At 52.7% G+C, this 25,683-nt stretch carries 23 protein-coding genes; 12 read left to right on the forward strand and 11 right to left on the reverse strand.

Translation table 11 applies throughout. The annotated features are described in order from the left end of the window. The first annotated feature begins 51 nt into the window (after positions 1–51). From gluQRS to panD, 6 genes are all read left to right on the forward strand, one after another. Complete coding sequence (gene gluQRS / locus FDW98_RS05955) at positions 52–948, forward strand: tRNA glutamyl-Q(34) synthetase GluQRS (RefSeq protein WP_096759469.1); 897 nt, start codon at positions 52–54, stop codon at positions 946–948. Positions 949–1,019: 71 nt separating this feature from the next. Next, positions 1,020–2,417, forward strand: coding sequence for a polynucleotide adenylyltransferase PcnB (gene pcnB, locus FDW98_RS05960; protein ID WP_207105865.1), 1,398 nt, complete (start codon positions 1,020–1,022; stop codon positions 2,415–2,417). Positions 2,418–2,527: 110 nt separating this feature from the next. Continuing rightward, positions 2,528–3,019, forward strand: coding sequence for a 2-amino-4-hydroxy-6-hydroxymethyldihydropteridine diphosphokinase (gene folK / locus FDW98_RS05965; RefSeq protein ID WP_096758263.1), 492 nt, complete (start codon positions 2,528–2,530; stop codon positions 3,017–3,019). 120 nt (positions 3,020–3,139) lie between these two features. Then, positions 3,140–3,931 (forward strand): 3-methyl-2-oxobutanoate hydroxymethyltransferase, encoded by a 792-nt coding sequence (panB, locus tag FDW98_RS05970; protein WP_096758264.1) that lies wholly within the window; start codon positions 3,140–3,142, stop codon positions 3,929–3,931. 11 nt (positions 3,932–3,942) lie between these two features. Continuing rightward, positions 3,943–4,797, forward strand: a complete 855-nt coding sequence (gene panC / locus FDW98_RS05975; RefSeq protein WP_096758265.1) for a pantoate--beta-alanine ligase — start codon at positions 3,943–3,945, stop codon at positions 4,795–4,797. A gap of 95 nt (positions 4,798–4,892) precedes the next feature. After that, the gene (gene panD / locus FDW98_RS05980) at positions 4,893–5,273 is read left to right on the forward strand and encodes an aspartate 1-decarboxylase (RefSeq protein ID WP_023178331.1); all 381 of its coding nucleotides are present in this window, start codon (positions 4,893–4,895) and stop codon (positions 5,271–5,273) included. A gap of 6 nt (positions 5,274–5,279) precedes the next feature. On the opposite strand, the gene FDW98_RS05985 is transcribed toward panD, so the two are convergent. The 4 genes from FDW98_RS05985 to FDW98_RS06000 form a co-directional block, all read right to left on the reverse strand. After that, entirely contained in the window at positions 5,280–6,509 is a 1,230-nt protein-coding gene (locus tag FDW98_RS05985; protein WP_096758266.1) for a polysaccharide deacetylase family protein, read from the reverse strand. Positions 6,510–6,570: 61 nt separating this feature from the next. Continuing rightward, positions 6,571–7,011: a PTS sugar transporter subunit IIA gene (locus FDW98_RS05990; RefSeq protein WP_096758267.1), complete on the reverse strand. Its 441-nt coding sequence runs from the start codon at positions 7,009–7,011 to the stop codon at positions 6,571–6,573. Between the two features lie 103 nt (positions 7,012–7,114). Then, positions 7,115–7,885, reverse strand: a complete 771-nt coding sequence (locus tag FDW98_RS05995; protein ID WP_096758268.1) for an ABC transporter permease — start codon at positions 7,883–7,885, stop codon at positions 7,115–7,117. Beyond that, positions 7,882–8,808, reverse strand: coding sequence for an ABC transporter ATP-binding protein (locus FDW98_RS06000; RefSeq protein WP_096758269.1), 927 nt, complete (start codon positions 8,806–8,808; stop codon positions 7,882–7,884). The genes FDW98_RS05995 and FDW98_RS06000 overlap by 4 nt, the downstream gene beginning before the upstream one ends. Positions 8,809–8,909: 101 nt before the next feature. Between FDW98_RS06000 and can the strand changes: the two genes are divergently transcribed. Beyond that, positions 8,910–9,572, forward strand: a complete 663-nt coding sequence (can, locus tag FDW98_RS06005; RefSeq protein WP_096758270.1) for a carbonate dehydratase — start codon at positions 8,910–8,912, stop codon at positions 9,570–9,572. A 72-nt stretch (positions 9,573–9,644) separates the two neighbouring features. On the opposite strand, the gene hpt is transcribed toward can, so the two are convergent. The 3 genes from hpt to cueO all read right to left on the reverse strand — a co-directional run bounded on the left by hpt (position 9,645) and on the right by cueO (position 12,689). Further along, positions 9,645–10,181 (reverse strand): hypoxanthine phosphoribosyltransferase, encoded by a 537-nt coding sequence (gene hpt, locus FDW98_RS06010; RefSeq protein WP_003018658.1) that lies wholly within the window; start codon positions 10,179–10,181, stop codon positions 9,645–9,647. Between the two features lie 247 nt (positions 10,182–10,428). Beyond that, the gene (locus FDW98_RS06015) at positions 10,429–10,953 is read right to left on the reverse strand and encodes a hypothetical protein (protein ID WP_096758271.1); all 525 of its coding nucleotides are present in this window, start codon (positions 10,951–10,953) and stop codon (positions 10,429–10,431) included. Positions 10,954–11,078: 125 nt separating this feature from the next. Beyond that, positions 11,079–12,689, reverse strand: coding sequence for a multicopper oxidase CueO (gene cueO, locus FDW98_RS06020; RefSeq protein ID WP_096758272.1), 1,611 nt, complete (start codon positions 12,687–12,689; stop codon positions 11,079–11,081). 153 nt (positions 12,690–12,842) lie between these two features. Between cueO and FDW98_RS06025 the strand changes: the two genes are divergently transcribed. Further along, on the forward strand, positions 12,843–13,190 hold the full coding sequence (locus FDW98_RS06025) for a YacC family pilotin-like protein (RefSeq protein WP_096758273.1): 348 nt from the start codon (positions 12,843–12,845) through the stop codon (positions 13,188–13,190). Here FDW98_RS06025 and FDW98_RS06030 read toward each other — a convergent pair. Beyond that, positions 13,183–14,196, reverse strand: coding sequence for a LacI family DNA-binding transcriptional regulator (locus FDW98_RS06030; protein WP_096758274.1), 1,014 nt, complete (start codon positions 14,194–14,196; stop codon positions 13,183–13,185). The two genes, FDW98_RS06025 and FDW98_RS06030, sit on opposite strands and share 8 nt — an antisense overlap. Positions 14,197–14,555: 359 nt before the next feature. On the opposite strand from FDW98_RS06030, the gene FDW98_RS06035 reads away from it, so the two are divergent. Further along, positions 14,556–15,959 (forward strand): sugar porter family MFS transporter, encoded by a 1,404-nt coding sequence (locus FDW98_RS06035; RefSeq protein ID WP_096758275.1) that lies wholly within the window; start codon positions 14,556–14,558, stop codon positions 15,957–15,959. Positions 15,960–15,977: 18 nt separating this feature from the next. Then, a complete protein-coding gene (locus FDW98_RS06040; RefSeq protein ID WP_137398783.1) occupies positions 15,978–18,029 on the forward strand; it encodes a glycoside hydrolase family 36 protein in 2,052 nt (683 codons plus the stop codon). A gap of 32 nt (positions 18,030–18,061) precedes the next feature. Here the strand turns inward: FDW98_RS06040 and yacL are convergent, their stop codons facing one another. After that, positions 18,062–18,424 (reverse strand): protein YacL, encoded by a 363-nt coding sequence (gene yacL, locus FDW98_RS06045; RefSeq protein WP_096758276.1) that lies wholly within the window; start codon positions 18,422–18,424, stop codon positions 18,062–18,064. Positions 18,425–18,598: 174 nt separating this feature from the next. Further along, on the reverse strand, positions 18,599–21,196 hold the full coding sequence (gene acnB, locus FDW98_RS06050) for a bifunctional aconitate hydratase 2/2-methylisocitrate dehydratase (RefSeq protein ID WP_096758277.1): 2,598 nt from the start codon (positions 21,194–21,196) through the stop codon (positions 18,599–18,601). Positions 21,197–21,629: 433 nt separating this feature from the next. Between acnB and FDW98_RS06055 the strand changes: the two genes are divergently transcribed. Together FDW98_RS06055 and FDW98_RS06060 are read left to right on the forward strand one after the other, a co-directional pair. Further along, positions 21,630–23,216, forward strand: a complete 1,587-nt coding sequence (locus FDW98_RS06055; protein WP_096758278.1) for a DUF3300 domain-containing protein — start codon at positions 21,630–21,632, stop codon at positions 23,214–23,216. Positions 23,217–23,226: 10 nt separating this feature from the next. After that, positions 23,227–24,021 (forward strand): DUF2950 family protein, encoded by a 795-nt coding sequence (locus FDW98_RS06060; protein WP_096758279.1) that lies wholly within the window; start codon positions 23,227–23,229, stop codon positions 24,019–24,021. A gap of 119 nt (positions 24,022–24,140) precedes the next feature. Here the strand turns inward: FDW98_RS06060 and lpdA are convergent, their stop codons facing one another. Further along, positions 24,141–25,565, reverse strand: a complete 1,425-nt coding sequence (gene lpdA / locus FDW98_RS06065) for a dihydrolipoyl dehydrogenase (RefSeq protein ID WP_096758280.1) — start codon at positions 25,563–25,565, stop codon at positions 24,141–24,143. Between the last annotated feature and the right edge of the window lie 118 nt (positions 25,566–25,683).

Genomic DNA, 25,683 nt, shown 5'->3' on the forward strand with positions numbered 1-25,683 from the left:
GACTACAGGCGGGAGTTTCTCCCGCCTTCTTCTTTTATGCTATCCACCGACATGACTGACAAACGCTATATTGGCCGTTTCGCCCCATCCCCTTCCGGCGAACTGCATTTTGGTTCATTGATTGCCGCTCTCGGCAGCTACCTACAGGCTCGCGCACAGCACGGGAACTGGTGGGTGCGCATTGAAGATATCGATCCCCCTCGTGAAGTTCCCGGTGCTGCAGATACGATTCTGCGTCAGCTGGAACATTACGGACTGCACTGGGATGGCGAAGTACTGTGGCAATCTCAGCGCCATGACGCGTACCGTGAAGCGCTGGCCTGGTTACAAGAGCAGGATCTGAGCTATTACTGCACCTGCACCCGTGCCCGCATTCAGAGTATTGGCGGCATTTACGACGGTCACTGTCGCACATTACGCCACGGACCGGACCACGCGGCGGTGCGTATCAAGCAACACCACCCGGTCATGCAGTTTAACGACCGACTGCGCGGCGAGATTCAGGCCAACCTTCAGCTTGCTCGGGAAGATTTTGTCATCCACCGACGCGATGGGCTGTTTGCCTATAACCTGGCGGTGGTGGTTGATGACCATTTTCAGGGCGTGACGGAAATCGTGCGTGGCGCGGATCTTATCGAGCCCACAGTGCGCCAAATTTCGCTGTATCAGCAGTTTGGCTGGCCGGTACCGGACTATATTCATCTCCCGCTGGCGCTCAATGAACACGGGGCTAAACTTTCTAAGCAGAATCATGCGCCTGCCCTGCCGCAAGGCGATCCGCGCCCTGTTCTCATCGACGCGTTGCGCTTCCTCGGACAAGACATAGCAATACCGTGGCAAGCGCTAAGCGTGGAAGAATTACTGCAAACTGCGGTGCAAAATTGGGTGCTTACGACGGTGCCGGGTTCAGTGAATGTAAATCCGGCATTCTCAAATGCCTCTTGCTGAGCTATGATTAGCCGCTATTTTTACACAGCAACACTTGTTCTGACTGAAGTTTGACACTACCGAGGTGTACTATTTTTACCCGAGTCGCTAATTTTTGCCGCAAGGTGCTAAGCCGCGAGGAGCGCGAGGCCGAGCTTGCCGTCGCCCGTCCACATATGACGGTAATCCCGCGTGAGCAGCACTCTATCTCCCGCAAAGATATCAGTGAAAATGCCCTGAAGGTAATGTACAGGCTTAATAAGGCTGGATACGAGGCATGGCTGGTCGGCGGGGGCGTACGCGATCTTTTGCTGGGCAAAAAGCCGAAAGACTTTGATGTCACGACCAACGCGACCCCCGATCAGGTTCGGAAACTGTTCCGTAACTGCCGTCTGGTAGGACGTCGTTTCCGTCTGGCCCATGTGATGTTTGGCCCGGAAATTATCGAAGTGGCAACCTTTCGCGGACACCATGAAGGCAGCGAAGCCGACCGTGCAACCTCACAGCGCGGTCAAAATGGTATGCTGCTGCGTGACAACATCTTCGGTTCCATCGAAGAAGATGCGCAACGCCGCGATTTCACCATTAACAGCCTTTACTATAGCGTAGCGGATTTTACCGTTCGCGATTACGTCGGCGGGATGCAGGATCTGGAAGACGGCGTCATTCGCCTGATCGGTAATCCTGAAACTCGCTATCGTGAAGATCCCGTGCGTATGCTACGCGCCGTCCGCTTTGCTGCAAAACTCGACATGCGCATCAGCCCGGAAACCGCCGAGCCGATCCCGCGTCTGGCAACCTTGCTGAACGATATTCCGCCCGCACGCCTGTTTGAAGAAGCGCTCAAACTGTTACAGGCGGGCTACGGCTACGAAACTTATAAGAAACTGCGTGAGTACAGCCTGTTCCAGCCGCTGTTCCCGACCATTACCCGCTATTTCACCGAAGAAGGTGACAGCGCAATGGAACGCATTATTGCCCAGGTACTGAAGAACACCGATACCCGTATCCACAACGATATGCGTGTCAATCCGGCGTTCCTGTTTGCCGCCATGTTCTGGTACCCGCTGCTGGAAGCCGCGCAGAAAATTGCTCAGGAAAGCGGTCTGGCCTACTACGACGCTTTCGCGCTGGCGATGAACGACGTGCTGGACGAAGCGTGCCGCTCGCTGGCGATTCCTAAACGCCTGACATCGCTCACCCGCGATATCTGGCAGCTTCAGTTACGCATGTCCCGTCGTCAGGGAAAACGTGCCTGGAAGCTGATGGAGCATCCGAAATTCCGCGCAGCCTACGATTTACTGGCGCTGCGTGCCGAAGTGGAAAACAACGCCGAACTGCAGCGTCTGGCGCAGTGGTGGGGCGAATTCCAGGTTTCCGCGCCACCAGAGCAAAAAGGCATGCTGAACGAGCTGGATGAAGAGCCAGACGCACGCCGTCGCCATCGTCGTCCGCGTAAACGTGCGCCGCGCCGCGAGGGAAGTACGTGACCCATCGCGTATACCCAACGGATTTTGGGTTGCATCAAGACGGCGACACAGCGAACTCCCGGGAGCGTACATCAGTACGTGATTGGGATGAGCGAGGAAAGCCAACACAGATGCAGCCAGAAAGACGACGGGTATATATCGCACTCGGCAGCAATTTAGCCTCTCCGCTGGAACAGGTTAATGCTGCCGTACAGGCGCTGGGAGAAATCCCGGACAGCCGGATCGTCGCCGTATCCTCCTTCTACCGCACGCCACCATTGGGTCCTCAGGATCAACCTGATTACCTGAACGCTGCCGTTGCGCTGGAAACCACGCTCGCGCCTGAAGAGCTGCTCAACCACACGCAGCGTATCGAGTTGCAGCAAGGGCGAGTACGGAAAGCCGAACGCTGGGGTCCGCGCACGTTGGATCTCGACATCATGTTGTTTGGCAACGACGTGATTAATACCGACCGCCTGACCGTTCCGCATTACGATATGAAAAACCGGGGCTTTATGCTGTGGCCGCTGTTTGAAATCGCGCCGGAACTGACTTTCCCGGACGGTACCTGCCTGCATCAGCACCTCACCCTCCTTGGCGCAGAAAAACCTGCCCACTGGTAAATTTTCCCCTCCCCTTTAGCGTTTACTGCTTTCGCGCCAAACGGTTGCTTAAAACCATTGCCCCCCTGAATATGACTGCTAGAATGCCGGTAAATATGACTTTCACACTCAGGAAATGTTATGAAACCGACGACCATTTCCTTGCTGCAAAAATGCAAGCAAGAGAAAAAGCGCTTCGCGACGATTACGGCCTACGACTACAGCTTCGCTAAACTCTTTGCCGACGAAGGTATCAATGTGATGCTGGTCGGCGACTCACTGGGAATGACAATACAAGGGCATGAATCCACACTACCGGTGAGCGTTGCCGATATCGCTTACCACACCGCTGCTGTTCGTCGCGGTGCACCAAACTGTCTCTTGTTGGCTGACCTGCCATTTATGGCCTATGCCACGCCAGAGCAAGCATTCGAAAACTCAGCGATCGTTATGCGTGCTGGCGCCAATATGGTCAAAATCGAAGGCGGCGCGTGGCTGATTGATACGGTAAAAATGCTGACCGAACGTGCGGTTCCGGTTTGTGGTCATCTGGGCCTAACACCCCAGTCGGTGAATATCTTTGGCGGTTATAAAGTGCAGGGCCGTGGCGATGCGGGCCAAACGCTGCTCGACGATGCGCTGGCGTTAGAAGCCGCAGGTGCGCAACTGCTGGTGCTGGAGTGCGTTCCGGTTGAGTTGGCAAAACGCGTGACCGACGCGTTGTCCATCCCGGTAATAGGTATTGGCGCGGGTAATGTGACCGATGGTCAGATCCTGGTGATGCACGATGCGTTTGGCATTACCGGCGGCCATATCCCTAAATTTGCCAAAAATTTCCTCAATGAAGCAGGCGACATGCGCGCCGCGGTGCGGCAGTATATTGCCGAGGTTGAATCCGGCGTTTACCCGGGTGAAGAACACAGTTTCCATTAAGGAGTCAAGGTGTGCTAATTATTGAAACCCTACCGCTGCTGCGTCAGCATATCCGTCGTCTGCGTCAGGAAGGTAAGCGCGTCGCGTTAGTTCCCACCATGGGTAACCTGCACGATGGTCATATGAAGCTGGTCGATGAAGCCCGGGCTCGAGCGGATGTAGTGATCGCCAGCATTTTCGTTAACCCGATGCAGTTTGACCGCCCGGACGATCTGGTGCGCTACCCGCGTACGCTGCAAGAAGATTGCGAAAAGCTGAACAAACGTAAAGTCGATTACGTCTTTGCTCCAGCCGTAGAAGAAATCTACCCTCAGGGTCTGGAAGGCCACACTTTCGTTGATGTTCCCGGCCTCTCCACCATGCTGGAAGGTGCAAGTCGTCCAGGTCACTTCCGCGGTGTTGCCACCATCGTTAGCAAGCTGTTCAACCTGATCCAGCCTGATATCGCCTGCTTTGGCGAGAAAGACTTTCAGCAGCTGGCGCTAATTCGCAAAATGGTGGCCGATCTGGGTTACGACATTGAGATCGTCGGTGTGCCGATTATTCGCGCCAAAGACGGTTTGGCCCTGAGCTCACGCAACGGCTACCTGACGGCTGAGCAGCGTAAAATCGCCCCAGGCTTGTACAAAGTGATGAGCCGCATTGGGGAAAAATTACAGGCCGGTGAGCGCGATCAGGAAGAGATCATTGCCATTGCAGAGCAGGAGCTGAACGAAAAAGGCTTCCGTGCCGATGACATTCAGATTCGCGATGCCGATACTTTGCTGGCGCTAAGCGAAACCAGTCAACGTGCAGTAATTCTGGTCGCTGCATGGCTGGGCCAGGCGCGTCTCATCGACAATCAAAGCGTTACATTAGCCCAGTAGACAGGGGCTAAAAATCGGGCAATACTGCCTGAAAATTTCTCAAAGCAGGTCGTTTGCGCCTGCTTTGCCAAGGTAAACGACAGGGTATAGACGTTATGATTCGCACCATGCTGCAAGGCAAGCTTCACCGCGTGAAGGTCACGCAGGCGGACCTGCATTACGAAGGCTCCTGCGCTATTGACCAGGACTTCCTCGATGCTTCCGGTATTCTGGAAAACGAAGCGATTGATATCTGGAACGTGACCAACGGTAAACGTTTCTCTACGTATGCCATTGCGGCTGAACGCGGCTCGAAGATCATCTCCGTGAACGGTGCAGCGGCACATTGCGCTGAAGTTGGCGACATCGTGATTATCGCCAGCTTCGTGACGATGTCTGATGAAGAAGCGCGAACCTGGCGCCCGAAAGTTGCCTACTTCGAAGGCGATAACGAAATGAAACGTACTGCGAAAGCGATTCCAGTACAGGTTGCCTGAAACGTGTTACCCCTGCGGCTGGTTGCTGACCAGCCGCGACATGGTCTCCAGCGAATCCGTTCTTAAAATATAAAGCCTTTTCAATAAGAACGGATTATCCCCCGGTTTCACCTTCCCTTTCACCGTCGTCACCGCTAAGTGAAACCCCGCCTCTCCTGCCGCTGTCACCGCCGTAGCGTTATAACTGCCAAAGGGGTATGAGAGGTACAGCACATGCGGATTAAACTGCGCCAGCGCGCGCCGCGAACGGGCAAAATCAAACAGGATATTATGGTGGCTACGACTCAGCAGGATCGGCCGACGGTAACCATCTACCCGATGTAAAAAATGGGTATGTGACTGAAAGTCAAACACATCCCTGATGCCATTCAATTCAGAGACGCTCATAAACTGCAGCGATTTTGGATCCCACTTTTGCGGATGCCGCTTAATACGCGATGAGATAATAAACGCCGTTGCTTTCATCCCATACTGCTTCAGCACCGGATACGCATAGCGGCTGACCGACTTCAGCCCATCGTCAAAGGTTACCACCACCGCGCGCGCGGGCAGATTAGCGCGGTTACGCACGTAGTCTTCTAACTGGTACATCGTCAGCGTGGTGTAGCCCATATCACGCAGCCAGGTCATCTGGTTGCTGAAAGCACGTACGGAAGTGGTCGTCGAGGTATGGCGAAAACGGGTGTTCTCTTCATCACGCAGAATGTGATGGTAAGTCAGCACCGGGATCCCATTATCGGTCTGAGCATCTAAGGCGCTGATATAAGCCAGCCGGTCGCCAATACGGATTTGAAACCACGTCTGGTTCAGCCTGTCTTTCAGCTTGTTTATTATGGGATAGCGCAGATTGTCCGCCAGCACGCCAAACGGCGCACTCCCGGCGTCGGGGGCGTTATAAACCGGTGTATCTTTCCAGGTGATCAGGTTCTGATTACTCAGGGGCTTATTGAGATCGCCCAATCCATCTTCAACCTTCTGCCGCCCCTGCACGCGCTCCAGATGGCCTTTATCGATAAATCCCTTACCGAAGCCAAAGGTAAACGCGTAATAGTCTTCGCCACCGGGAATGACCGAAAGGATCTGGCCCGCACGAATATTCCCTACCGTCACCATTTTATTGCCAACCTGTGCCCAGACAGCAGCATCTTCAGTGGTTTGCATATAGCGCGCAGGCAACGCCGCAACCGCAAAACCAGAAAACAGGAACATAAGAATAAGCAGAGCACGCATAACCATATGGGATAACCGAGGCGAAAAACCTCGGCTATTGTAGCAAAAGCATCATCAATACCAATGCTTAATACTCATACAAATCATGCTTCAACACAAAGGGGGGATTTTTCTGTTGCTGATGCCACAGGCTGGTGACATCAGGACCGCCGAGGGAAACAATTTGATTGCGAAACGCCGCGCTGCTCATCGATTCTCGCGACAAAAGCATTCGCTCAAGCAATGGATACGTCACGCCTGAGATCACTTCACACTGGGAATGTTTATGGCTCATCAGCGCCGCGACGCGATAGGGTGCAGAACCCGAAATATCGCTCAGGAATATCACGCCTTCGCCAGAGTCGGTGTTGTGAAGCGCATCACACATCATCCGGCTTAACATATTTGCGCTGAGCCCGCGCCAAAAACTCACCGCCCGGCATTGCGCCTGCGGGCCGAACTTTTTTTCCAGACGATGCAGCATATCCTGTGCCGTATCGTCATGACAGGTAATCACCCAACCTAACATTGCCTACCTCCTTAGCAGACAAGTAGTTTATCAGGGTGATAAATACATAACGGTGATAAACATCAAAAGTCTTCCTCTCCCGGTCCGGGAGAGGAAGAAAGAATCAGCTGCGTAACCCACGTCCGCGTTGAATCAGATACCAGCAGAGTAAATAAAAGGCGGCAATAAACACCACCAGCACGCCAAAGGTCGTGACCAGCGGTACATCATGAATGCCGAGGAAACCGTAGCGGAAACCACTGATCATGTAGACAATCGGGTTCAGGTGCGACAGTCCCTGCCAGAACGGCGGCAGCAGCGTTAGCGAGTAGAACACGCCGCCCAGATAGGTCAGCGGTGTCAGCACAAAGGTCGGGATCAGGCTGATATCGTCAAAGGTTTTGGCAAAAACCGCATTCAGCAATCCGGCCAGCGAGAACAGGACCGCCGTCAGCACCAGCGTAAGCGCCACAAAGACCCACGAATGTACCTGAAACGGCACAAAAAACAGGGAGATAGCGGTCACCAGAATACCTACGCACAGCCCGCGCGCCACGCCACCACCGACAAAACCGGTAATAATGACGTGCGTCGGTACCGGCGCGACCAGCAGTTCTTCAATGTTGCGTTGAAACTTGGCGCTGAAAAATGACGACGCGACGTTGGCGTACGAATTGGTAATGACCGCCATCATAATCAGCCCCGGTACGATGAACTGCATGTAGCTAAAGCCGTGCATTTCGCCGATACGTGAGCCAATCAAATTACCGAAGATAATAAAATACAGCGTCATGGTAATGACCGGTGGGACCAGCGTCTGGATCCAGATCCGCATAAAACGGTGGATCTCTTTCGCCCAGATGCTTTTCAGTGCGACCCAGTAAAGCTGCATCATGTGCGATCTCCTTGTTTGTCATGCACCAGAGAAACAAACAGCTCCTCCAGTCGGTTCGCCTTGTTACGCATACTCAATACCTGAACGCCCTGGGCGCTCAGTTGGGAAAACACGCTGTTTACCCCCTGCTCTCTCAGCACTTCGACTTCCAGCGTGGAAGTATCAACCAGACGGTATTGATAGCCTTCCAGTTTGGGCAACGGGCTTTTCGCTGCTAAATCGAGAATAAAGGTCTCGGATTTCAGTTTGGAGAGCAGATTTTTCATCGACGTATTCTCCACCAGCTCACCATGCTGAATAATACCGATATTACGGCACAGCATTTCCGCCTCTTCGAGGTAGTGGGTGGTCAGAATAATCGTCGTGCCTTTGTCGTTTAAATCTTTTAAAAATCCCCACATTGAACGACGCAGTTCGATATCAACGCCCGCCGTCGGTTCATCGAGGATCAGTAGCTTCGGCTCATGCATCAAGGCACGGGCGATCATCAAACGTCGCTTCATACCGCCGGACAGCATACGCGCCCGTTCGTTACGCTTTTCCCACAGATCGAGCTGTTTTAGATAAATTTCGCTGCGTTTTACCGCCTCTTTATACTCAACGCCGTAATAGCCCGCCTGGTTCACCACGATCTGCTGCACGGTTTCAAACGGGTTAAAGTTAAACTCCTGCGGCACGAGCCCAAGCTGGCGTTTAGCGTTAACCGTATCTTTTTCAAGATCGTAGCCAAAGACGCTCACCCGCCCTGAGGATTTGTTCACCAGCGAGCTGATAATCCCAATGGTGGTGGACTTTCCTGCGCCGTTAGGACCTAAAAGCGCATAAAAATCACCCGCTTCGACTTGCAAATCTATGCCGCGTAGCGCCTGAACGCCACCGGGATAAGTCTTTTTAAGTTGTTGAAGTTCCAGAGCAATGGTCATGGTTTTTTACTTACCTTACATTCTAATACTTGATATTTGGTTTTAATAAATCAGGAGTTACCCTATATTAGCGCAACGCAATTTACTGGGTTACAGCCTCCATGAAAGACATAGATACACTTATCAGCAACAATGCACTATGGTCAAAGATGCTGATAGAAGAGGACCCCGGATTTTTTGAAACGCTGACGCATGCGCAGAATCCGCGCTTTCTATGGATTGGATGCTCCGATAGCCGCGTTCCCGCGGAACGTTTAACCGGTCTTGAACCGGGCGAATTATTTGTTCACCGTAATGTCGCCAATCTGGTAATTCATACCGATCTGAACTGTCTCTCAGTGGTTCAGTATGCGGTTGATGTGCTGGAAGTGGAACACATTATTATTTGTGGGCACTACGGTTGCGGTGGCGTACAGGCCGCCATTGAAAATACAGAATTGGGACTGATTGATAACTGGTTGCTGCATATCCGCGATATCTGGTTTAAACACAGCTCACTGCTCGGGGAAATGCCACCGGAGCGTCGTATTGATACACTGTGCGAGCTGAATGTCATGGAGCAGGTCTACAACCTGGGCCACTCCACCATCATGCGTTCAGCCTGGAAGCGTGGTCAGAAGGTCACTATTCACGGATGGGCTTACGGTATTCATGATGGCCTACTTCGCGATCTGGACGTGACCGCCACCAGCCGTGAATCCCTGGAACAGCGCTACCGACAGGGGCTGTCGAACCTCAGCCAAAAGCACAGTAACCATAAGTAACGCAACATTGCCGGGGGGCGGCTACGCCTTACCCGGCCTACAAAACGCTCACCATCAGGCACGTTCGCAGATTTACTCGTCCAGCAGTACCACTTTGCCAACATACGGCAGATGGCGATAACGCTGGGCGTAGTCAATGCCATAACCGACAACAAACTCATCCGGAATGGAAAAGCCGATAAATTCGACTGGAACATTCACTTCACGACGGGAGGGTTTGTCCAGCAGCGTACAAATAGCCAGAGATTTCGGCTCGCGCAGGCTGAGGATTTCACGCACTTTTGACAGCGTGTTACCGGAGTCGATGATATCTTCGACAATCAGTACATCTTTACCACGAATGTCTTCATCCAGGTCTTTGAGGATTTTAACATCACGGGTAGTCGACATGCCGCTGCCGTAGCTTGAGGCAGTCATGAAGTCGACTTCGTGGGAGACATGCACTTCACGGCACAGATCTGCCATAAACATAAATGAGCCGCGTAACAGACCAACCAGCACCATGTCACTGCCGCTGTCCTTGTAACGTTCGTTAATCTGACGCCCGAGTTCAGCAATGCGCGCTTTGATCTCCGCTTCCGGGATCATGACTTCTACAGTATGTTTCATATCTCTAACCATATGATTTAAAAACAAATCACTCAATGCTCACTCTTAATAAGACAGCATCTAAGCGCAAGGTACGAAGTATACCAGTAAAAGCCTTTATTCGCGGCATCTGTTGTCCTATGACGGTATCTTTACCCCACACCAGAACAGAGAACATGGGTCTTCCCTGGCCGCCCTGGGCAAGACTCAATAAAAATACCCGCTATTTACTGCGGGTATTTTATTGCTCTCAGATTTTTGACAACAATCACTTATCAAATTTAAGCGACATTAACGATGCTTTCGCCACATCCTGATATTGTTCAACCAAATCTTTGGTCATATTAAAAGCGACCTGCACGGCTTTATCTTTTTCCGACGTTACCAGCATCATATTTAGGATTTCGGTATCCGGCGCCTGGGAGCGGAAGGTAATCAGCCAGGCTTTATGCCCATCCACGGTCACGGCTTCCGCCTGCGGTTTGAAGTTAGTCAGCATTTTTAGCATCGCATCTTTCGCTTGATCCAACTGTGATGCGGGCAACGCGCTGCGCCCGGCGGTCATCCCTAAAGAGGCCTTGCCACGTTCGTCGCCATAAATAACCTGCGGACGATTTTCCGAAGGGTATTTAATTTTCGCCATTTCGTCGGACATTGGCGTCAGCGTTTGCGGAATTTCGATACTCAAATTGAGCTGCGGGATATTCTGGCGTTGCATTTTCATTTCGGCATGCGCTGAAATCGCCACCATCATGACAAAAGATGCGGTGAGTACCTTGCGGAAAAGATCCATTCTAACCTCATGATTTATTATTAATCATATCAGTATATCCGCCGCGCTAATGAATGAAACGGTAAATGCCCATTTTAAGAACATCCTGTTTTACCGGATGGCAAAAATGCCATCCGGTCATTTTGTTACACGGTAAAGCCGAGCATCATGCCGGTGTCTTCATGTTCTAACAGATGGCAGTGCGCCATATAGGCATGCTCTTTCGGTGCGTCGTGATCAAACTTCACTAACACTTCGCTGACGCCGCCTTCAACACGAACAGTATCCTTCCAGCCCGCACGGTGCGCGGCCGGTGCTTTACCGTTCTCAGACAGTATGCGGAATTGGGTGCCGTGAATATGGAACGGATGCAGCATCATGTCGCCCTGCCCGGAAATCACCCAGCGTTCGTGCTGACCTTTCGTCGCGGCAAACATCGGTTTATTCATATCAAATGCCTGGCCATTAATGCGGTTGGCATTATGGAAATCGAACGTCCCGCCGTGGTCCATGCTGCCCATATTGCCGTGATTCATATTACCGTGATTCATGTTGCCATGATTCATTTTACCGTGGCCCATCTCGCCATTATTCATATGCCCCATCATCTGCCCATGCCCCATGCCGGCCATGGCCTGGTCGCCATATTTCTGCATCAGCATTTGCATGCCCATCATGTCGAGCATCGGGTCCATAGACAGCTGCAGCCTGCGCACCGTCAGTCCTTCCAGTGAAGGCAAGGCTGGCAGGGTGGTCAACGTGTCTGGCAACGTACCGGAAGCGGTGATACGCAATGGCTGGATGCGCATCACCGGATGCGGCTTATCAAAGGGCGCAATCGCCATCCCCATCTGGCTCACCGGCAGCGTGACCAGATCAAAAGCTTTGCCATCACTGATATCCACCAGCACTTCAAACCGTTCGCCCATCAGCATGGGCAGCTCGGAGACTTTCACTGGCTCTGCCAACAGCCCACCGTCGCTGGCAATGACGTACAGCGGACGGTTGTCGCTGGCCGCCACGTTAAGTGAACGGGCATTACAGCCATTCAGCAAACGCAGACGCAGCCAACCGCGCGGCGCGGCATGCTGCGGATACATCGCCCCGTTAGTCAGCAGCGTATCGCCAAACCACCCGACGGCGGCGGTCATCATATCCAGCTGATAGTTAATTTGTCCGTCTGCGGAGAACTGTTTGTCCTGAATAATCACCGGAACATCATCAATGCCCCACTGTTTCGGCAACAGCAGTTTGTGGATGTCCTCATCTTCAATCAGCACCAGTCCGGCCAGCCCCATCGCCACCTGACGACCGGTTTTGCCGTGCTGATGTGGGTGGAACCAGCAGGTCGCTGCCCGTTGTTCGGGCGTGAAGGTCACAGAACGTTTCCCGCCCGCCTGAATAACCCCTTGCGGTCCGCCATCGACGTCACCGGGAATTTCCAGGCCGTGCCAGTGCAGCGTCGTCTCTTCGGCCAGCTGATTATGGATATCAACGGTGACCGCTTTACCTTTCTGCAGTTTCAGCGCCGGTCCCAGTAAATTACCGTTATATCCCCAGGTGGTCACGGTTTTACCGGCAAAGGTCGACTGCCCGGCTTGAACGATCAACTGTATACGATCGGCAGCATCTGTCGTTAACAGGTCAGGGATAGGTAACGCAGGACGCTCAGCAGCGAAAACCGAACGGCTCCAGAGAGGTAACGCTGACGCGACGCCCAGCGCCACGGAGTACTTTAAAAAGTCACGACGTTGCATAATCACTTCCTTATATTCAGCAGCTTAAGCAGGCTATCTTTTAAGCATAAGCCTTCCCCTTACGGGAAGGTCAAGTGAACCGCTGATAATAAAGGTCGTCGCTTCGCTCGCAGTGTGCTAACGTTTAAATTCCGTGATGCAGTGGTAGAAGCAATGAAGACGTTTTTCAGAACAATTTTGTTCGGCAGCCTGATGGCCGTATGCGCAAACAGCTACGCGCTCAGCGAGTCCGAAGCCGAAGATATGGCCGATTTAACGGCAGTGTTTGTCTTTCTGAAAAATGACTGTGGATACCAGAATTTGCCCAATGGGCAGATCCGTCGCGCACTGGTCTTTTTTGCCCAGCAGAACCAGTGGGACCTCAGTAATTACGACACCTTCGACATGAAATCACTCGGTGAAGACAGCTACCGCGATTTAAGCGGTATCGGGATCCCGGTTGCCAAAAAGTGCAAAGCGCTGGCGCGTGACTCCCTGAGCCTGTTGGCCTACGTTAAATAATGTGATGCCGGATGGCGTTGACCGGCAGCGTCAGCAAAACCGACTTCACCGCCTCATCCCCCTGTGTCACCCGAAGTACCGCGTCACCTAACTGTCGCCCGACTTCTTCGTGATCGACGGTAAACAGGCAAGCGGACGACATCACCCGTGATGAAAAGTCGCTGCTCGCCGTGGCGCACAGCATCGCCTTTTCATCCAGCCCGCAATCAGGCAATGCAGCCAGATAATGGCTGGCGCCCATCAGCAGAAAATCGTTAATAAAAATGATAAAATCAGGCCTTGCATTGTGCTGCATAAACTTGCGCATGGCCTCCTCACCTGACGACTCTGCAACGGTACCAAAGAAAATCAGTCCATCGTTCGGCGTTTGTCCACTTTCACGCATTTCCTCCAGACAGCCGTCAAGAAACTGCAGCCCATGCATGCTGTCAGCGCCTAGCGTCGCAACAGCAATACGCTTTGCCCCCTGACGCAGCGCAAAACGTACGCACTGCCGTCCCATCTCTTCATGATGGAAATCAACCCAGTTAAAATGTCCCTTCAGCGCCCGACTTTGTCCCATCGTGACGAAAGGAAACCGCCGATCGTTCAGCAATAAAATACGCTCATCATCAATACGCGTATCCGTCAGGATGATCGCATCCGCACGGTTTTGCTCAATGATTTTTTGCAACAGTTGCTGCTCTCCCTGCCGGTCTGTAGTGATGTGGATAACAGGATCGATACCGCTGGTTTTCAAGCTGGACTGTAGCCCTCTGGCAATGCGCATAAAGAATGACGCGGTGTGAACGTTGCCGCCGTCTGCGGCGGGCAGCAACAGCGCCACGGCACCTACTTTGCCGCTGCGCAGATGCCGGGCGGAAGCATTCGGCCGATAGCCCAGCCTTTCCGCCGCCTCCAGCACTTTTTTCCGCGTATGGCTACTGATATCGCTTTTGTTATTCAACGCCTTCGAGACCGTAGCCGTAGAAAGATTCAGAAACTCAGCCAATTCTTTAATATTCATTTTTCTGTATGGACTAAATTGCTTCAGACAAGGATATTTCTGTCAATCTAAACCATTAATTTTCCGGTGACAATAAAAAAGCATTTTAACACAACATGATTATGTTGAAGAGATCACATTTACGTAGAAAAAGCCATTGCTATCGTTATTTTTCAGATCTAGCATAAATAATACGAAATCGATTAAGTATTTTTATAAAATACCTATATAGCCTAAATAATTCGAGTTGCATCACGGCTGCAACTAAGCGCATTACGGGGAACGTACAAATAGTACGTGACCAGGGTAAGCGCAGGCAGCCAACAAAGATGCGGCTTGAAGTATGACGGGTATAAACAAAACTAACAAAGGTAATCCCTATGCAATTAGATAGTCCGCTTCCTGTTGCAGCATCCGTCAATAAAACACGGCCACAGGTGATCTGGATTTGTCTGTTAGCGGCTCTCGCCGGTTTGTTATTCGGCCTGGATATTGGCGTCATCTCCGGCGCGCTCCCGCTTATCGCCAAAGAATATCATCTACTTGATAACCAACAAGAATGGATCGTCAGCTCAATGATGGTCGGTGCCGCAGCAGCGACTCTGTGTAGCGGCTTTCTGGCATATCGATTAGGCCGTAAATATGCTCTACTCATTGCCGCAGGCTCATTCTGTATCGGTGCCATTGTCTGTACCTGTGCCATCAGTGCGGATATGTTGATCGCCGGGCGCTTGATTCTCGGTGTTGGCCTCGGTGTCGCCTCTTACGCAACGCCGCTTTATCTTTCTGAAATCACGCCAAAAAATATCCGCGGTGCGATGATTTCCGCTTATCAGTTAATGATTGCTCTCGGAATTTTAATCGTCTTTCTGACCAATACCGCCTTTAGCTACAGCGGCAACTGGCGTGGAATGCTGCTGGTTGTCGCTATCCCTTCGCTAATTTTCCTGTTTGGCGCGTTGTTCCTGCCTCGTAGCCCACGCTGGCTGATGATGCATGACAGGGAAGATGATGCCAGAGCCGTATTGCTGCGCCTGCGCAACAGTCGAGAAGAGGTAGAAAATGAGCTACAGGAAATTAAAGAACAGCTTAATGTTAAACAACATGGCTGGCATTTATTTAAAGAAAATAAACACTTTCGTCGTAGCGTCGGATTGGGGATCGTCCTGCAAATCATGCAACAGTTCTCCGGCGTCAATGTGATGATGTACTACGCACCACGCATCTTCCACGAAATTGGCTTTAACTCCACGGCAGACCAAATGTGGGGGACGGTAATTGTTGGACTGGTGATGACTGTGGCGACCTTTATCGCCGTCGGCTTTGTCGATCGCTGGGGACGTAAACCAATGCTGTATATTGGTTTTATCACCATGGGCATTGCGATGAGCGTGGTGGGATCGCTGCTGGGTGGTGATGCGTTATCGGTGATGGAGAAAGGCGTCACCGTGGCGATGCTACTGCTGTTTATCGTTGGTTTTTCTATGTCAGCAGGTCCACTAATCTGGCTGTTATGCTCCGAAATTCAGCCATTAAAAGGGCGTGAATTTGGCATTACCTGCTCCACATTTACCTGCCATATCGCCGGGATGATTGTCAGTGCAACCTTCCTGTCGCTACTCAATACATTAGGTAGCGCCCACACGTTCTATCTATATGCCTTATTAAACCTCACTGCCATTATCATTATTTATTTCTTTGTTCCTGAAACAAAAAACATTTCACTAGAAAAAATTGAACAGAATCTAATGGCAGGAAAAAAATTACGCAACATTGGCCGATGATAAAATGGAGTATCGGACATGAGTTTTATAGAATTTACTGAAGATAATTTGTATATTTCTTTTTCGCTTAATGAAAAACAGCAAATTTATATAAATCGATTTTCAACAACCAGAGATTGCACGACGCACGGTGAGTTTCCGCTGGTACAGGTACATGCCAGCGGCTACAACCAAAACGATCACCATGCCCGCAAACATACCGGCAGCGAACCGGGCTCATCGTTACGCTACCAGTCCCATCGTTTTAGCGAAAATGAGCGGGGAAAGAAGCTTGAAATCAGCCTCAGCGATGAAACGATCGGCGTATGCTGGCATCTTCAGCATTTTCGCGACACGCGCGCAGTGCGAGTCTGGTGCGAGGTACGCAATGATTCTCAGGAACACATCGGTCTGGAATATGTCAGCTCCTTAACGTTGTTTGCCATCGACAGCCAAACGTGGGAAAAAACCACGCTTCTGCACTTGCCGCACAATAACTGGTACGGCGAAGCACAGTGGAAGAGCCACTCACTGCCGGACCTCGGGCTGGATAAAGTGAACCATTTTTCACTCGATCGTCTCTCGGTTGAGAGTACCGGAACCTGGTCCAGCATTGGCTATTTGCCCTGCGCCGCTTTTGAGGATACCGCCGCAGGCACCACGCTACTATGGCAGATAGAACACTGTGGCTCATGGCAGTGGGAAATCGGCGATTTCCGCGACCATCTCTATTTGCAAGTCAGCGGACCCACCGAGAATGAAAGCCACTGGTGGAAAAATCTCGCACCGGGGGAAACCTTTACTTCCGTGCCGGTCGCCGTTGCGCTGGTCCAGGGAGGGTTACAAGACGCGCTACAGGAAATCACCCGTTTTCGGCGAAAAATACTGCGCCCGTCGGCGGATAACCAACAGCTCCCGGTGATATTCAATGATTATATGAACTGTCTTTCCGGCGATCCAACCACCGCGAAGCTGCTGCCACTCATTGACGCCGCCGCAGAAGCGGGATGTGAATACTTTTGTATCGACTGCGGCTGGTACTCTGATAGTGAATGGTGGGATGGGGTCGGCGAATGGCTTCCCGCGCCAACGCGCTTCCCCGGCGGGATCCGTGAACCGCTCGATTATATTACCGCTAAAGGCATGAAATCAGGGTTGTGGCTGGAACTGGAAGTCATGGGGATTGCCTGTCCGCTGGCACAGACTTTACCCGACGAGTGTTTTTTCCTGCGCCACGGTAGACGGGTTATTGACCATCAACGCTATCAGCTGGATTTTCGCCATCCTTTGGTGCTGGAGCATGCCGATCGTGTTATTTCCCGGCTGGTCGAGGAGTATGGCATCAGCTATATCAAAATGGATTACAACATTAATGCGGGCAGCGGGACGGAGTACGCCGCCGATAGCCCCGGCGACGGCCTGCTACAGCATAATCGAGCCTACCTTCTCTGGCTGAAAAACACTATGGACCGCTACCCACATCTGGTGATTGAAAACTGCGGCAGTGGCGGCTTGCGCATGGACTATGCGCTTTTGCAACAGCACAGCATCCAATCCGTTACCGATCAGACCGACTATCGCTTAATGGCACCTATCGCCGCCGCTGCGGCCTCGGCGGTAACGCCTGAGCAGGCCGCCATTTGGTCTTATCCCTTACGGGAAGGCGACCGTGAAGAAGTGGTGATGAACATGGTCAATAGCCTGCTGCTGCGGGTTCATCAAAGCGGGCACCTGGCAGAACTGAGTGAAGAGCGTTTCGAACTGGTTCAGGAAGGGATCGCACTGTATAAATCGTTTCGCCAGCAGATCCCTCATCTCGAGCCGTTCTGGCCGCTAGGCATGCCCTCTTTCACGTCACCGTGGCTGGCATTTGGCCTGCGCAACGACAATGAAGCATGGCTGGCGGTCTGGCGTATGGAAAGTGAGCAGGGTTCAATCACGCTGCCGCTCGGTGGCGTCACGCAGGCCGGTTGCGTTTACCCACATTTCGCCAAAGCGCCCTGTCAGCCTGCGATCAACAAACATGAATTAATGATTTCACTCCCGGAGAAACTGACCGCCAGGTTGTTTCATCTCACCTTTGACCACTAATTGAAAACCGCCTCCCGATAGGGAGGCGGCCATTATTTCTGCTGAACAAATTCGCGGTATGCCGCCACCACCTGAAGGAAATCTTCGACGCCGCACAGAGACAAACTCTCTTCGTCGTAGTAGTTCATCCCTTCTTCCATTTCGTCGCCCGTAAACTCCAGTTGATTGGCACGCACCATCACTTCTTCGCCATCCAGCCAGAGCGTGTACTCATGCCCTGCCCGCTGCCAGGAACGCTCACTGCCTTTTACCGCACGCGCTGCCTGTTCCACTTCATCCAGTAAGGCCAGGTTCTCTTTCACTTCTTCATTAAACCAGTGCCCTACCACTTCGTGGCCCATGGACATTCGCACTTTTACCACTCCGGTAATATCGCGCAGAAATTCGTAATCCATAATGTGTTCCTCTGCTCCCGGCAGTGCGCCAATACCGCACTGCACCTTGCTGTAATTATCGCAGCAGCGCGGCAGAAAAAAAGCGTAACGGGTATAAGGAATAGAAATAAAAATGCCCGAAGAAGCTGACCTCTCCGGGCATTGATGCGTTTTTGTGCAAAATCCGCTAGCGAATTATACCGCCGTCTGGAAAATCACGCTGTCCGCTTTCTCGGTGTACTGAGAGAGCTGGTCAAAGTTCAGATAACGGTAGGTATCCACGGCGGTTTTATCCACCTGGGCAACATAGGTCTGATACTCTTCCGCCGTTGGCAGCTTGCCAATCAGCGCCGCCACGGCCGCCAGTTCCGCAGACGCCAGATAGACGTTCGCGCCGGTACCTAAACGGTTCGGGAAGTTACGCGTTGACGTTGACACCACGGTCGCACCGTCGGCCACACGCGCCTGGTTACCCATACACAGTGAACAGCCCGGGATCTCAATACGCGCCCCGCTCTTACCAAAGACGCTGTAATAGCCCTCTTCGGTCAGCTGTGCGGCATCCATACGGGTTGGCGGTGCCACCCACAGACGAGTCGGCAGCTGGCCTTTATGCGCATCCAGCAGCTTACCTGCGGCACGGAAGTGACCAATGTTGGTCATGCAGGAACCGATGAACACTTCGTCGATCTTCTCACCCTGCACGTCAGACAGCAGACGCGCGTCGTCAGGATCGTTCGGCGCACACAGGATTGGCTCTTTGATATCCGCCAGATCGATGTCGATCACTGCCGCATAGTCTGCGTCAGCGTCGGCTTCCAGCAGCTGTGGATCCGCCAGCCATTTTTCCATGCCCTGGATACGACGTTCCAGCGTACGACGGTCACCGTAACCTTCTGCGATCATCCACTTCAGCAAGACGATGTTAGATGTCAGGTACTCAACGATCGGCTCTTTGTTCAGCTTAATGGTACAGCCAGCAGCAGAACGCTCAGCGGACGCATCGGTCAGTTCAAATGCCTGCTCGACTTTCAGATCCGGCAGGCCTTCGATTTCCAGGATGCGGCCGGAGAAGATGTTTTTCTTACCTTTCTTCTCAACGGTCAGCAGGCCCTGCTTGATCGCGTACAGCGGGATCGCATGGACCAGATCGCGCAGGGTGATACCCGGCTGCATTTTGCCTTTGAAGCGCACCAGCACTGACTCCGGCATATCCAGTGGCATCACGCCGGTTGCAGCGGCAAACGCTACCAGACCAGAACCCGCCGGGAAGGAAATACCGATCGGGAAACGGGTATGCGAGTCACCACCGGTACCGACGGTATCCGGCAGCAGCATGCGGTTCAGCCACGAGTGAATAACACCATCGCCCGGACGCAGCGAGACGCCGCCACGGTTCATGATGAAGTCAGGCAGCGTGTGGTGCGTGGTCACGTCAACCGGCTTCGGATAGGCGGCGGTATGACAGAACGACTGCATCACCAGGTCTGCGGAGAAGCCCAGGCACGCCAGGTCTTTCAGTTCATCACGGGTCATTGGACCGGTGGTGTCCTGAGAACCTACAGAGGTCATTTTCGGTTCGCAGTAAGCCCCCGGACGAATACCGGTAACACCGCAGGCACGCCCGACCATTTTCTGTGCCAGCGAGTAGCCGCGGTTGCTTTCCGCCACGTCTTTCGCCTGACGGAATACGTCACTGTGCGGCAGACCCAGCGCTTCACGCGCTTTGGTGGTCAGGCCACGACCGATGATCAGCGGAATACGGCCACCGGCGCGTACTTCGTCAATCAGCACATCGGTTTTCAGCTCAAAGGTCGCCAGCAGTTCATTGGTTTCATGGTTACGCACTTCACCTTTGAGTGGGTAAACGTCAATCACGTCGCCCATGTTCAGGTTGTTTACGTCCACTTCAATCGGCAGCGCGCCTGCATCTTCCATGGTGTTGAAGAAGATTGGCGCAATTTTACCACCGAGGCACAGACCACCGCCGCGCTTGTTCGGCACGTTCGGGATGTCATCGCCCATGAACCACAGTACGGAGTTGGTCGCAGATTTACGTGAAGAACCGGTGCCGACAACGTCGCCAACGTAGGCCAGTGGGTAGCCTTTCTTCTGCAGTTCTTCAATCTGTTTGATCGGACCAACGGCACCCGGTTGATCCGGCTCAATGCCTTCGCGGGCGTTTTTCAACATCGCCAGCGCGTGCAGCGGGATATCCGGACGCGACCATGCATCCGGAGCCGGAGACAGGTCGTCGGTATTGGTTTCGCCGGTCACTTTGAACACGGTAACGGTCATTTTCTCAGCGAGTGCTGGACGGTTCAGGAACCATTCGGCATCGGCCCAGGACTGCATTACCTGCTTCGCGTAGGCGTTGCCCGCTTTGGCTTTTTCTTCTACATCATAGAAGTTATCAAACATCAACAGCGTATGGGACAGTGCTTTAGCGGCAATCGGCGCCAGTTTCGCATCGTCCAGCGCGTCAATCAGCGGATGAATGTTGTATCCGCCTTGCATGGTGCCCAGCAGTTCAATGGCTTTCTCTGGTGTCACCAGCGGGGACATAGTGTCGCCTTTCGCGACGGCAGCAAGAAAACCCGCTTTAACATAAGCGGCTTCATCTACGCCAGGAGGAACGCGGTTGATCAACAGGTCTAACAGGAATTCTTCTTCGCCCACAGGCGGGGTCTTCAGCAGCTCGACAAGTGCGGCCATTTGGGTTGCGTCTAACGGTTTTGGCACAATCCCTAAGGCGGCACGCTCAGCTACGTGCTTACGGTATTCTTCTAGCACGACGGTATCTCCTCGCTCTCATTGTCATATGCGGTAGGCGATTCTCTTCACGCTCCTGTGAGACAGCAGTTTGTAGGGTAAATGCCCGGTACCGCATAAGGCACAATAACAGGATTTTCACTAAGTGTTAATCCGTTTACAAAAAAGCAACATAAAAAATTGGCTGAATCGTTAAGAATGGTATAGCAAGGAGGCGAGTCAAATTTGTGTCTCCTCCCACTCTCTTAAAGCGATTGATTTAAAACGGTGGCATCAGAATATTTCAACGCGTTTTCAGGCAGCAGATATAATTGTGTAATAAATGTTCACACTCTTTTTCCGGACATACCGGGCGGTTACCCAATAAAAGTCAAAACTGTAAAACACGGGTGAATAATACTCGCGGCAACAGAAACGCCTTACGGCACAGCGCTTGTCTCGTTGGAGTCATTTTATGAAGTTGCCCCTTAAGCCACATCTGCTCGTCCTTCTGTGCAGTGCCGGGCTGTTTGCCGCCTCTGGCGTGATGTTCGTCAAAAGCCGCACAACGGAACCCGTTGCACCGGCCCCTGTCGCACAACAACCTTCAGCACCTGCTCCAGCACCCGTAGCCGCGCCTGCTGTCGCACCAACATACACTGCCGCACAAATCGATCAGTGGGTTGCGCCAGTCGCGCTGTACCCGGATGCATTGCTGTCGCAAATATTGATGGCGGCGACCTATCCGGCCAACGTCATCCAGGCCGCGCAGTGGTCAAAAGACAATCCTAAAATGCAGGGTGACGCCGCTATTCAGGCTGTTGCCGGGCAACCCTGGGACCCCAGCGTAAAATCGCTGGTCGCGTTTCCTCAGTTGATGTCGCTGATGGGTGAAAATCCGCCGTGGGTACAAAGCCTGGGTGATGCTTTCCTCGCGCAGCCACAGGACGTGATGGACTCCGTTCAACGCCTTCGCGCACTGGCGCAGCAAACCGGGGCATTACAATCCACGCCGCAGCAGACGGTCACCACCGTCACAAAACCTGCCCCAACGAAAACCGCCACCAGCGAGTCAACAAGCAATTCCATAACTACCACCACGACAAGCCCCACGGTTATCAAAATTGAATCTGCCGATCCGCAGGTGGTTTACGTTCCGACCTATAACCCGAATACGGTGTACGGCACCTGGCCAAATACCGCCTATCCCCCCACCTATCTGCCGCCCTCGCCCGGTGAGCAATTTGGCAGCAGCTTCGTTAACGGTTTAGGCTTCAGTCTGGGGGTAGCGACAACCTATGCCATCTTCAGCAACATCGACTGGGATGATGACGACGACTGGGACCACCACCATAATAATGATGACTGGGATAATCATGGCGGTTATAACCGCAACGGCGATAACAACATCAATATCAACGTTGATAACTTCAATAAAATCAGTGGTCAGCGGCTGACTGACGCCAACCGTACCTGGCAGCATAACCCGGCCTATCGTGAGGGTGTGCCCTATGCGAATAACCAGCTCAATAACCGCTTCCACGCCACAAACACGGCAACCGGGCTCAGTGCGACCCAGCAAAACCCGCAAAGAGCGGTCAACCGCGATAGCCAGCGTCAGGCAGCCATGAGTCAGATGGAGAAATCGACGGGTAAAACGCTTTCTCAGACCGCGCGTCCGGGAACGAAAGATGCTCAGCGCCAGGCATCAAATCAACAGTTGAAGCAGATTTCTCAGCGCAACAACTACCGTGGCTACGACACCAAACCACAAACCGCGAAGCGGACAAGCACGCCACAACGAGAGACTCGCCAGACGACCGCGCAGAGACAGGAGAAACGGGTTTCGCAACCTGCACAGCAACGCAACGTGCAACAGCGGAATACTCAACAGCGCACCAGTCAGCCACGCGCCAATGCGCTGAGCGGTAACGATAGTCGCTCAGGCAGCTGGCAAGCACAGCAGCAGCGAGGCGCTCAGAGCAGGGAAATATCCCGCAACCAACCATCGCGCCAGGCATCCGGCGGGCGCGCTGAACACCGTGAACTCCGTCATCGTTAAGGGAACCGACATGAAAATGAAATTACTCAGTGGAATGGTGTTGTTCATGGTTTCGGCCACCGCGATGGCACAGCAATCTTTCAGTACACCAGACCAGGCAACCGACGCACTGGCAAGCGCGATCGGTGAACAAAATGAAAGTGCGATGAACAACCTGCTTGGAGAAGACTGGCGCGATTTTCTGCCGCCAGAAGGTGTCGATCCTGATGCCGTTGATCGCTTCCTGCGTGACTGGAAGGTCCATCATAATACCGTCGTCGAGGGCAATACCGCGCACCTTGTTGTCGGGGACAGCGGCTGGCAGTTGCCAATCCCGGTGATCAAAACCACATCCGGCTGGCAATTTGATATGCAGCAAGCCGCCGAAGAGATCCAGACTCGCGAAATTGGCCGCAACGAACTCGCCGCCATCGAGGCATTACACGCCTATGTGGATGCTCAGCAGAGCTATTTTGCGATGAACCAGAAGTATGCGCAGAAGGTTGTCAGCACGGAAGGGAAAAAGGATGGCCTGTACTGGCCCGTTGCGCCAGGCGAAGCGCCAAGCCCTCTGGGACCGGCCTTCAGCCCGCAAGAGCCTGGCACGGGTTATCACGGTTATCGTTTCCGCATCCTTCCCGACAAAACCAGCGGCTTTGCGATGGTGGCCTGGCCCGTCAGCTACGGTCATACGGGCGTGATGAGCTTTATGATTAACGGCGATGACACCGTCTACCAGGCAGATCTTGGTGAAGCATCACAAGAAAAAGCGCAGGCGTTGACCACCTACGCCCCGGATAAAAGCTGGCACCCCGTCGCGCAGTAAAACGGGGAAAACCGAAGGCCGGGTCAGCGCGAGTGCTACCCGGCAGGTTATCTGAGATTACAGGTCGTTACAGGCAAAAAAAACGCCTCCGAAGAGGCGTTTCTTACAAAGTCAGAAGATTACTTCTTCTTCGCTTTCGGGTTCGGCAGGTCGGTAATGCTACCTTCAAAGATTTCTGCCGCCAGGCCCACGGACTCGTGCAGAGTCGGGTGTGCGTGAATGGTCAGCGCGATGTCTTCCGCATCACAACCCATTTCGATCGCCAGACCGATTTCGCCCAGCAGCTCGCCGCCGTTGGTACCGACAATCGCACCACCGATAACACGGTGAGATTCTTTGTCGAAAATCAGTTTAGTCATACCGTCTGCGCAGTCAGAAGCGATAGCACGGCCAGAAGCAGCCCACGGGAAGGTGGCAGTTTCGTAGCTGATGCCTTTTTCTTTCGCTTCTTTCTCGGTCAGACCGACCCAGGCAACTTCTGGTTCAGTGTAGGCAATGGACGGAATCACTTTCGGATCGAAGTAGTGTTTCTTACCAGCGATAACTTCAGCGGCAACGTGGCCTTCATGAACACCTTTGTGCGCCAGCATCGGCTGACCGACGATATCGCCGATAGCAAAGATGTGCGGTACGTTGGTACGCAGCTGTTTATCCACGCGGATAAAGCCACGGTCATCAACTTCAACGCCCGCTTTGCCTGCATCGAGGTTTTTACCGTTCGGTACACGACCAATAGCCACCAGTACGGCGTCGTAACGCTGTGCTTCAGCAGGTGCTTTTTTGCCTTCCATGGAAACGTAAATACCGTCTTCTTTCGCTTCAACGGCAGTCACTTTGGTTTCCAGCATCAGGTTGAATTTCTTGCTGATACGTTTGGTGAAGACTTTTACCACGTCTTTATCGGCAGCAGGGATAACCTGGTCGAACATTTCAACCACGTCAATCTCTGAACCCAGCGCATGGTAAACGGTCCCCATTTCCAGACCGATGATACCGCCACCCATAACCAGCAGGCGTTTTGGTACGGTTTTCAGTTCCAGTGCGTCGGTGGAATCCCACACACGCGGGTCTTCGTGCGGAATAAATGGCAGTTCAATCGGACGGGAACCCGCCGCGATGATAGCGTTGTCGAAGTTGATCACGGTTTTACCGTTTTCGCCTTCAACTTCCAGGGTGTTAGCCCCGGTAAATTTACCCAGACCGTTTACCACTTTCACTTTACGGCCTTTAGCCATACCAGCCAGACCGCCGGTCAGTTGAGTGATAACTTTTTCTTTCCAGGTACGAATCTTGTCGATATCGGTTTTCGGCTCACCGAAGACGATACCGTGATCGGCCAGTGCTTTCGCTTCTTCGATAACTTTAGCTACGTGCAACAGCGCTTTAGAAGGGATACAGCCGACGTTCAGACAAACACCACCAAGGGTGCTGTAACGTTCTACGATGACGGTCTCCAGACCTAAATCTGCGCAACGGAAGGCAGCAGAGTAACCTGCCGGGCCTGCCCCAAGTACCACGACTTGAGTTTTGATTTCAGTGCTCATCATGACCTCTTAATTTATACCCGTCGTCCACCGGGTCGTTCTATCCGCCGGTATTTTACAAAATTGTTAACAATTTTGAAACAACAAACGGCAACCGATTTGTCTTTCGCACAATAAC

Origin of the sequence: Citrobacter sp. wls711 (genome assembly GCF_005281055.1) — a bacterium.
Classification (GTDB): Bacteria; Pseudomonadota; Gammaproteobacteria; order Enterobacterales; family Enterobacteriaceae; genus Citrobacter; species Citrobacter gillenii.

What these genes read in the sequence shown, in the direction of transcription:
- gluQRS (WP_096759469.1), top strand. Translation starts at nt 52, where the DNA reads ATGACTGACAAACGCTATATTGGCCGTTTCGCCCCATCCCCTTCCGGC.
- folK (WP_096758263.1), top strand. Translation starts at nt 2,528, where the DNA reads ATGCAGCCAGAAAGACGACGGGTATATATCGCACTCGGCAGCAATTTA.
- panB (WP_096758264.1), top strand. Translation starts at nt 3,140, where the DNA reads ATGAAACCGACGACCATTTCCTTGCTGCAAAAATGCAAGCAAGAGAAA.
- panD (WP_023178331.1), top strand. Translation starts at nt 4,893, where the DNA reads ATGATTCGCACCATGCTGCAAGGCAAGCTTCACCGCGTGAAGGTCACG.
- FDW98_RS05985 (WP_096758266.1), bottom strand. Translation starts at nt 6,509, where the DNA reads ATGGTTATGCGTGCTCTGCTTATTCTTATGTTCCTGTTTTCTGGTTTT.
- FDW98_RS05990 (WP_096758267.1), bottom strand. Translation starts at nt 7,011, where the DNA reads ATGTTAGGTTGGGTGATTACCTGTCATGACGATACGGCACAGGATATG.
- FDW98_RS05995 (WP_096758268.1), bottom strand. Translation starts at nt 7,885, where the DNA reads ATGATGCAGCTTTACTGGGTCGCACTGAAAAGCATCTGGGCGAAAGAG.
- FDW98_RS06000 (WP_096758269.1), bottom strand. Translation starts at nt 8,808, where the DNA reads ATGACCATTGCTCTGGAACTTCAACAACTTAAAAAGACTTATCCCGGT.
- can (WP_096758270.1), top strand. Translation starts at nt 8,910, where the DNA reads ATGAAAGACATAGATACACTTATCAGCAACAATGCACTATGGTCAAAG.
- hpt (WP_003018658.1), bottom strand. Translation starts at nt 10,181, where the DNA reads ATGAAACATACTGTAGAAGTCATGATCCCGGAAGCGGAGATCAAAGCG.
- FDW98_RS06015 (WP_096758271.1), bottom strand. Translation starts at nt 10,953, where the DNA reads ATGGATCTTTTCCGCAAGGTACTCACCGCATCTTTTGTCATGATGGTG.
- cueO (WP_096758272.1), bottom strand. Translation starts at nt 12,689, where the DNA reads ATGCAACGTCGTGACTTTTTAAAGTACTCCGTGGCGCTGGGCGTCGCG.
- FDW98_RS06025 (WP_096758273.1), top strand. Translation starts at nt 12,843, where the DNA reads ATGAAGACGTTTTTCAGAACAATTTTGTTCGGCAGCCTGATGGCCGTA.
- FDW98_RS06030 (WP_096758274.1), bottom strand. Translation starts at nt 14,196, where the DNA reads ATGAATATTAAAGAATTGGCTGAGTTTCTGAATCTTTCTACGGCTACG.
- FDW98_RS06035 (WP_096758275.1), top strand. Translation starts at nt 14,556, where the DNA reads ATGCAATTAGATAGTCCGCTTCCTGTTGCAGCATCCGTCAATAAAACA.
- FDW98_RS06040 (WP_137398783.1), top strand. Translation starts at nt 15,978, where the DNA reads ATGAGTTTTATAGAATTTACTGAAGATAATTTGTATATTTCTTTTTCG.
- yacL (WP_096758276.1), bottom strand. Translation starts at nt 18,424, where the DNA reads ATGGATTACGAATTTCTGCGCGATATTACCGGAGTGGTAAAAGTGCGA.
- FDW98_RS06055 (WP_096758278.1), top strand. Translation starts at nt 21,630, where the DNA reads ATGAAGTTGCCCCTTAAGCCACATCTGCTCGTCCTTCTGTGCAGTGCC.
- FDW98_RS06060 (WP_096758279.1), top strand. Translation starts at nt 23,227, where the DNA reads ATGAAAATGAAATTACTCAGTGGAATGGTGTTGTTCATGGTTTCGGCC.
- lpdA (WP_096758280.1), bottom strand. Translation starts at nt 25,565, where the DNA reads ATGAGCACTGAAATCAAAACTCAAGTCGTGGTACTTGGGGCAGGCCCG.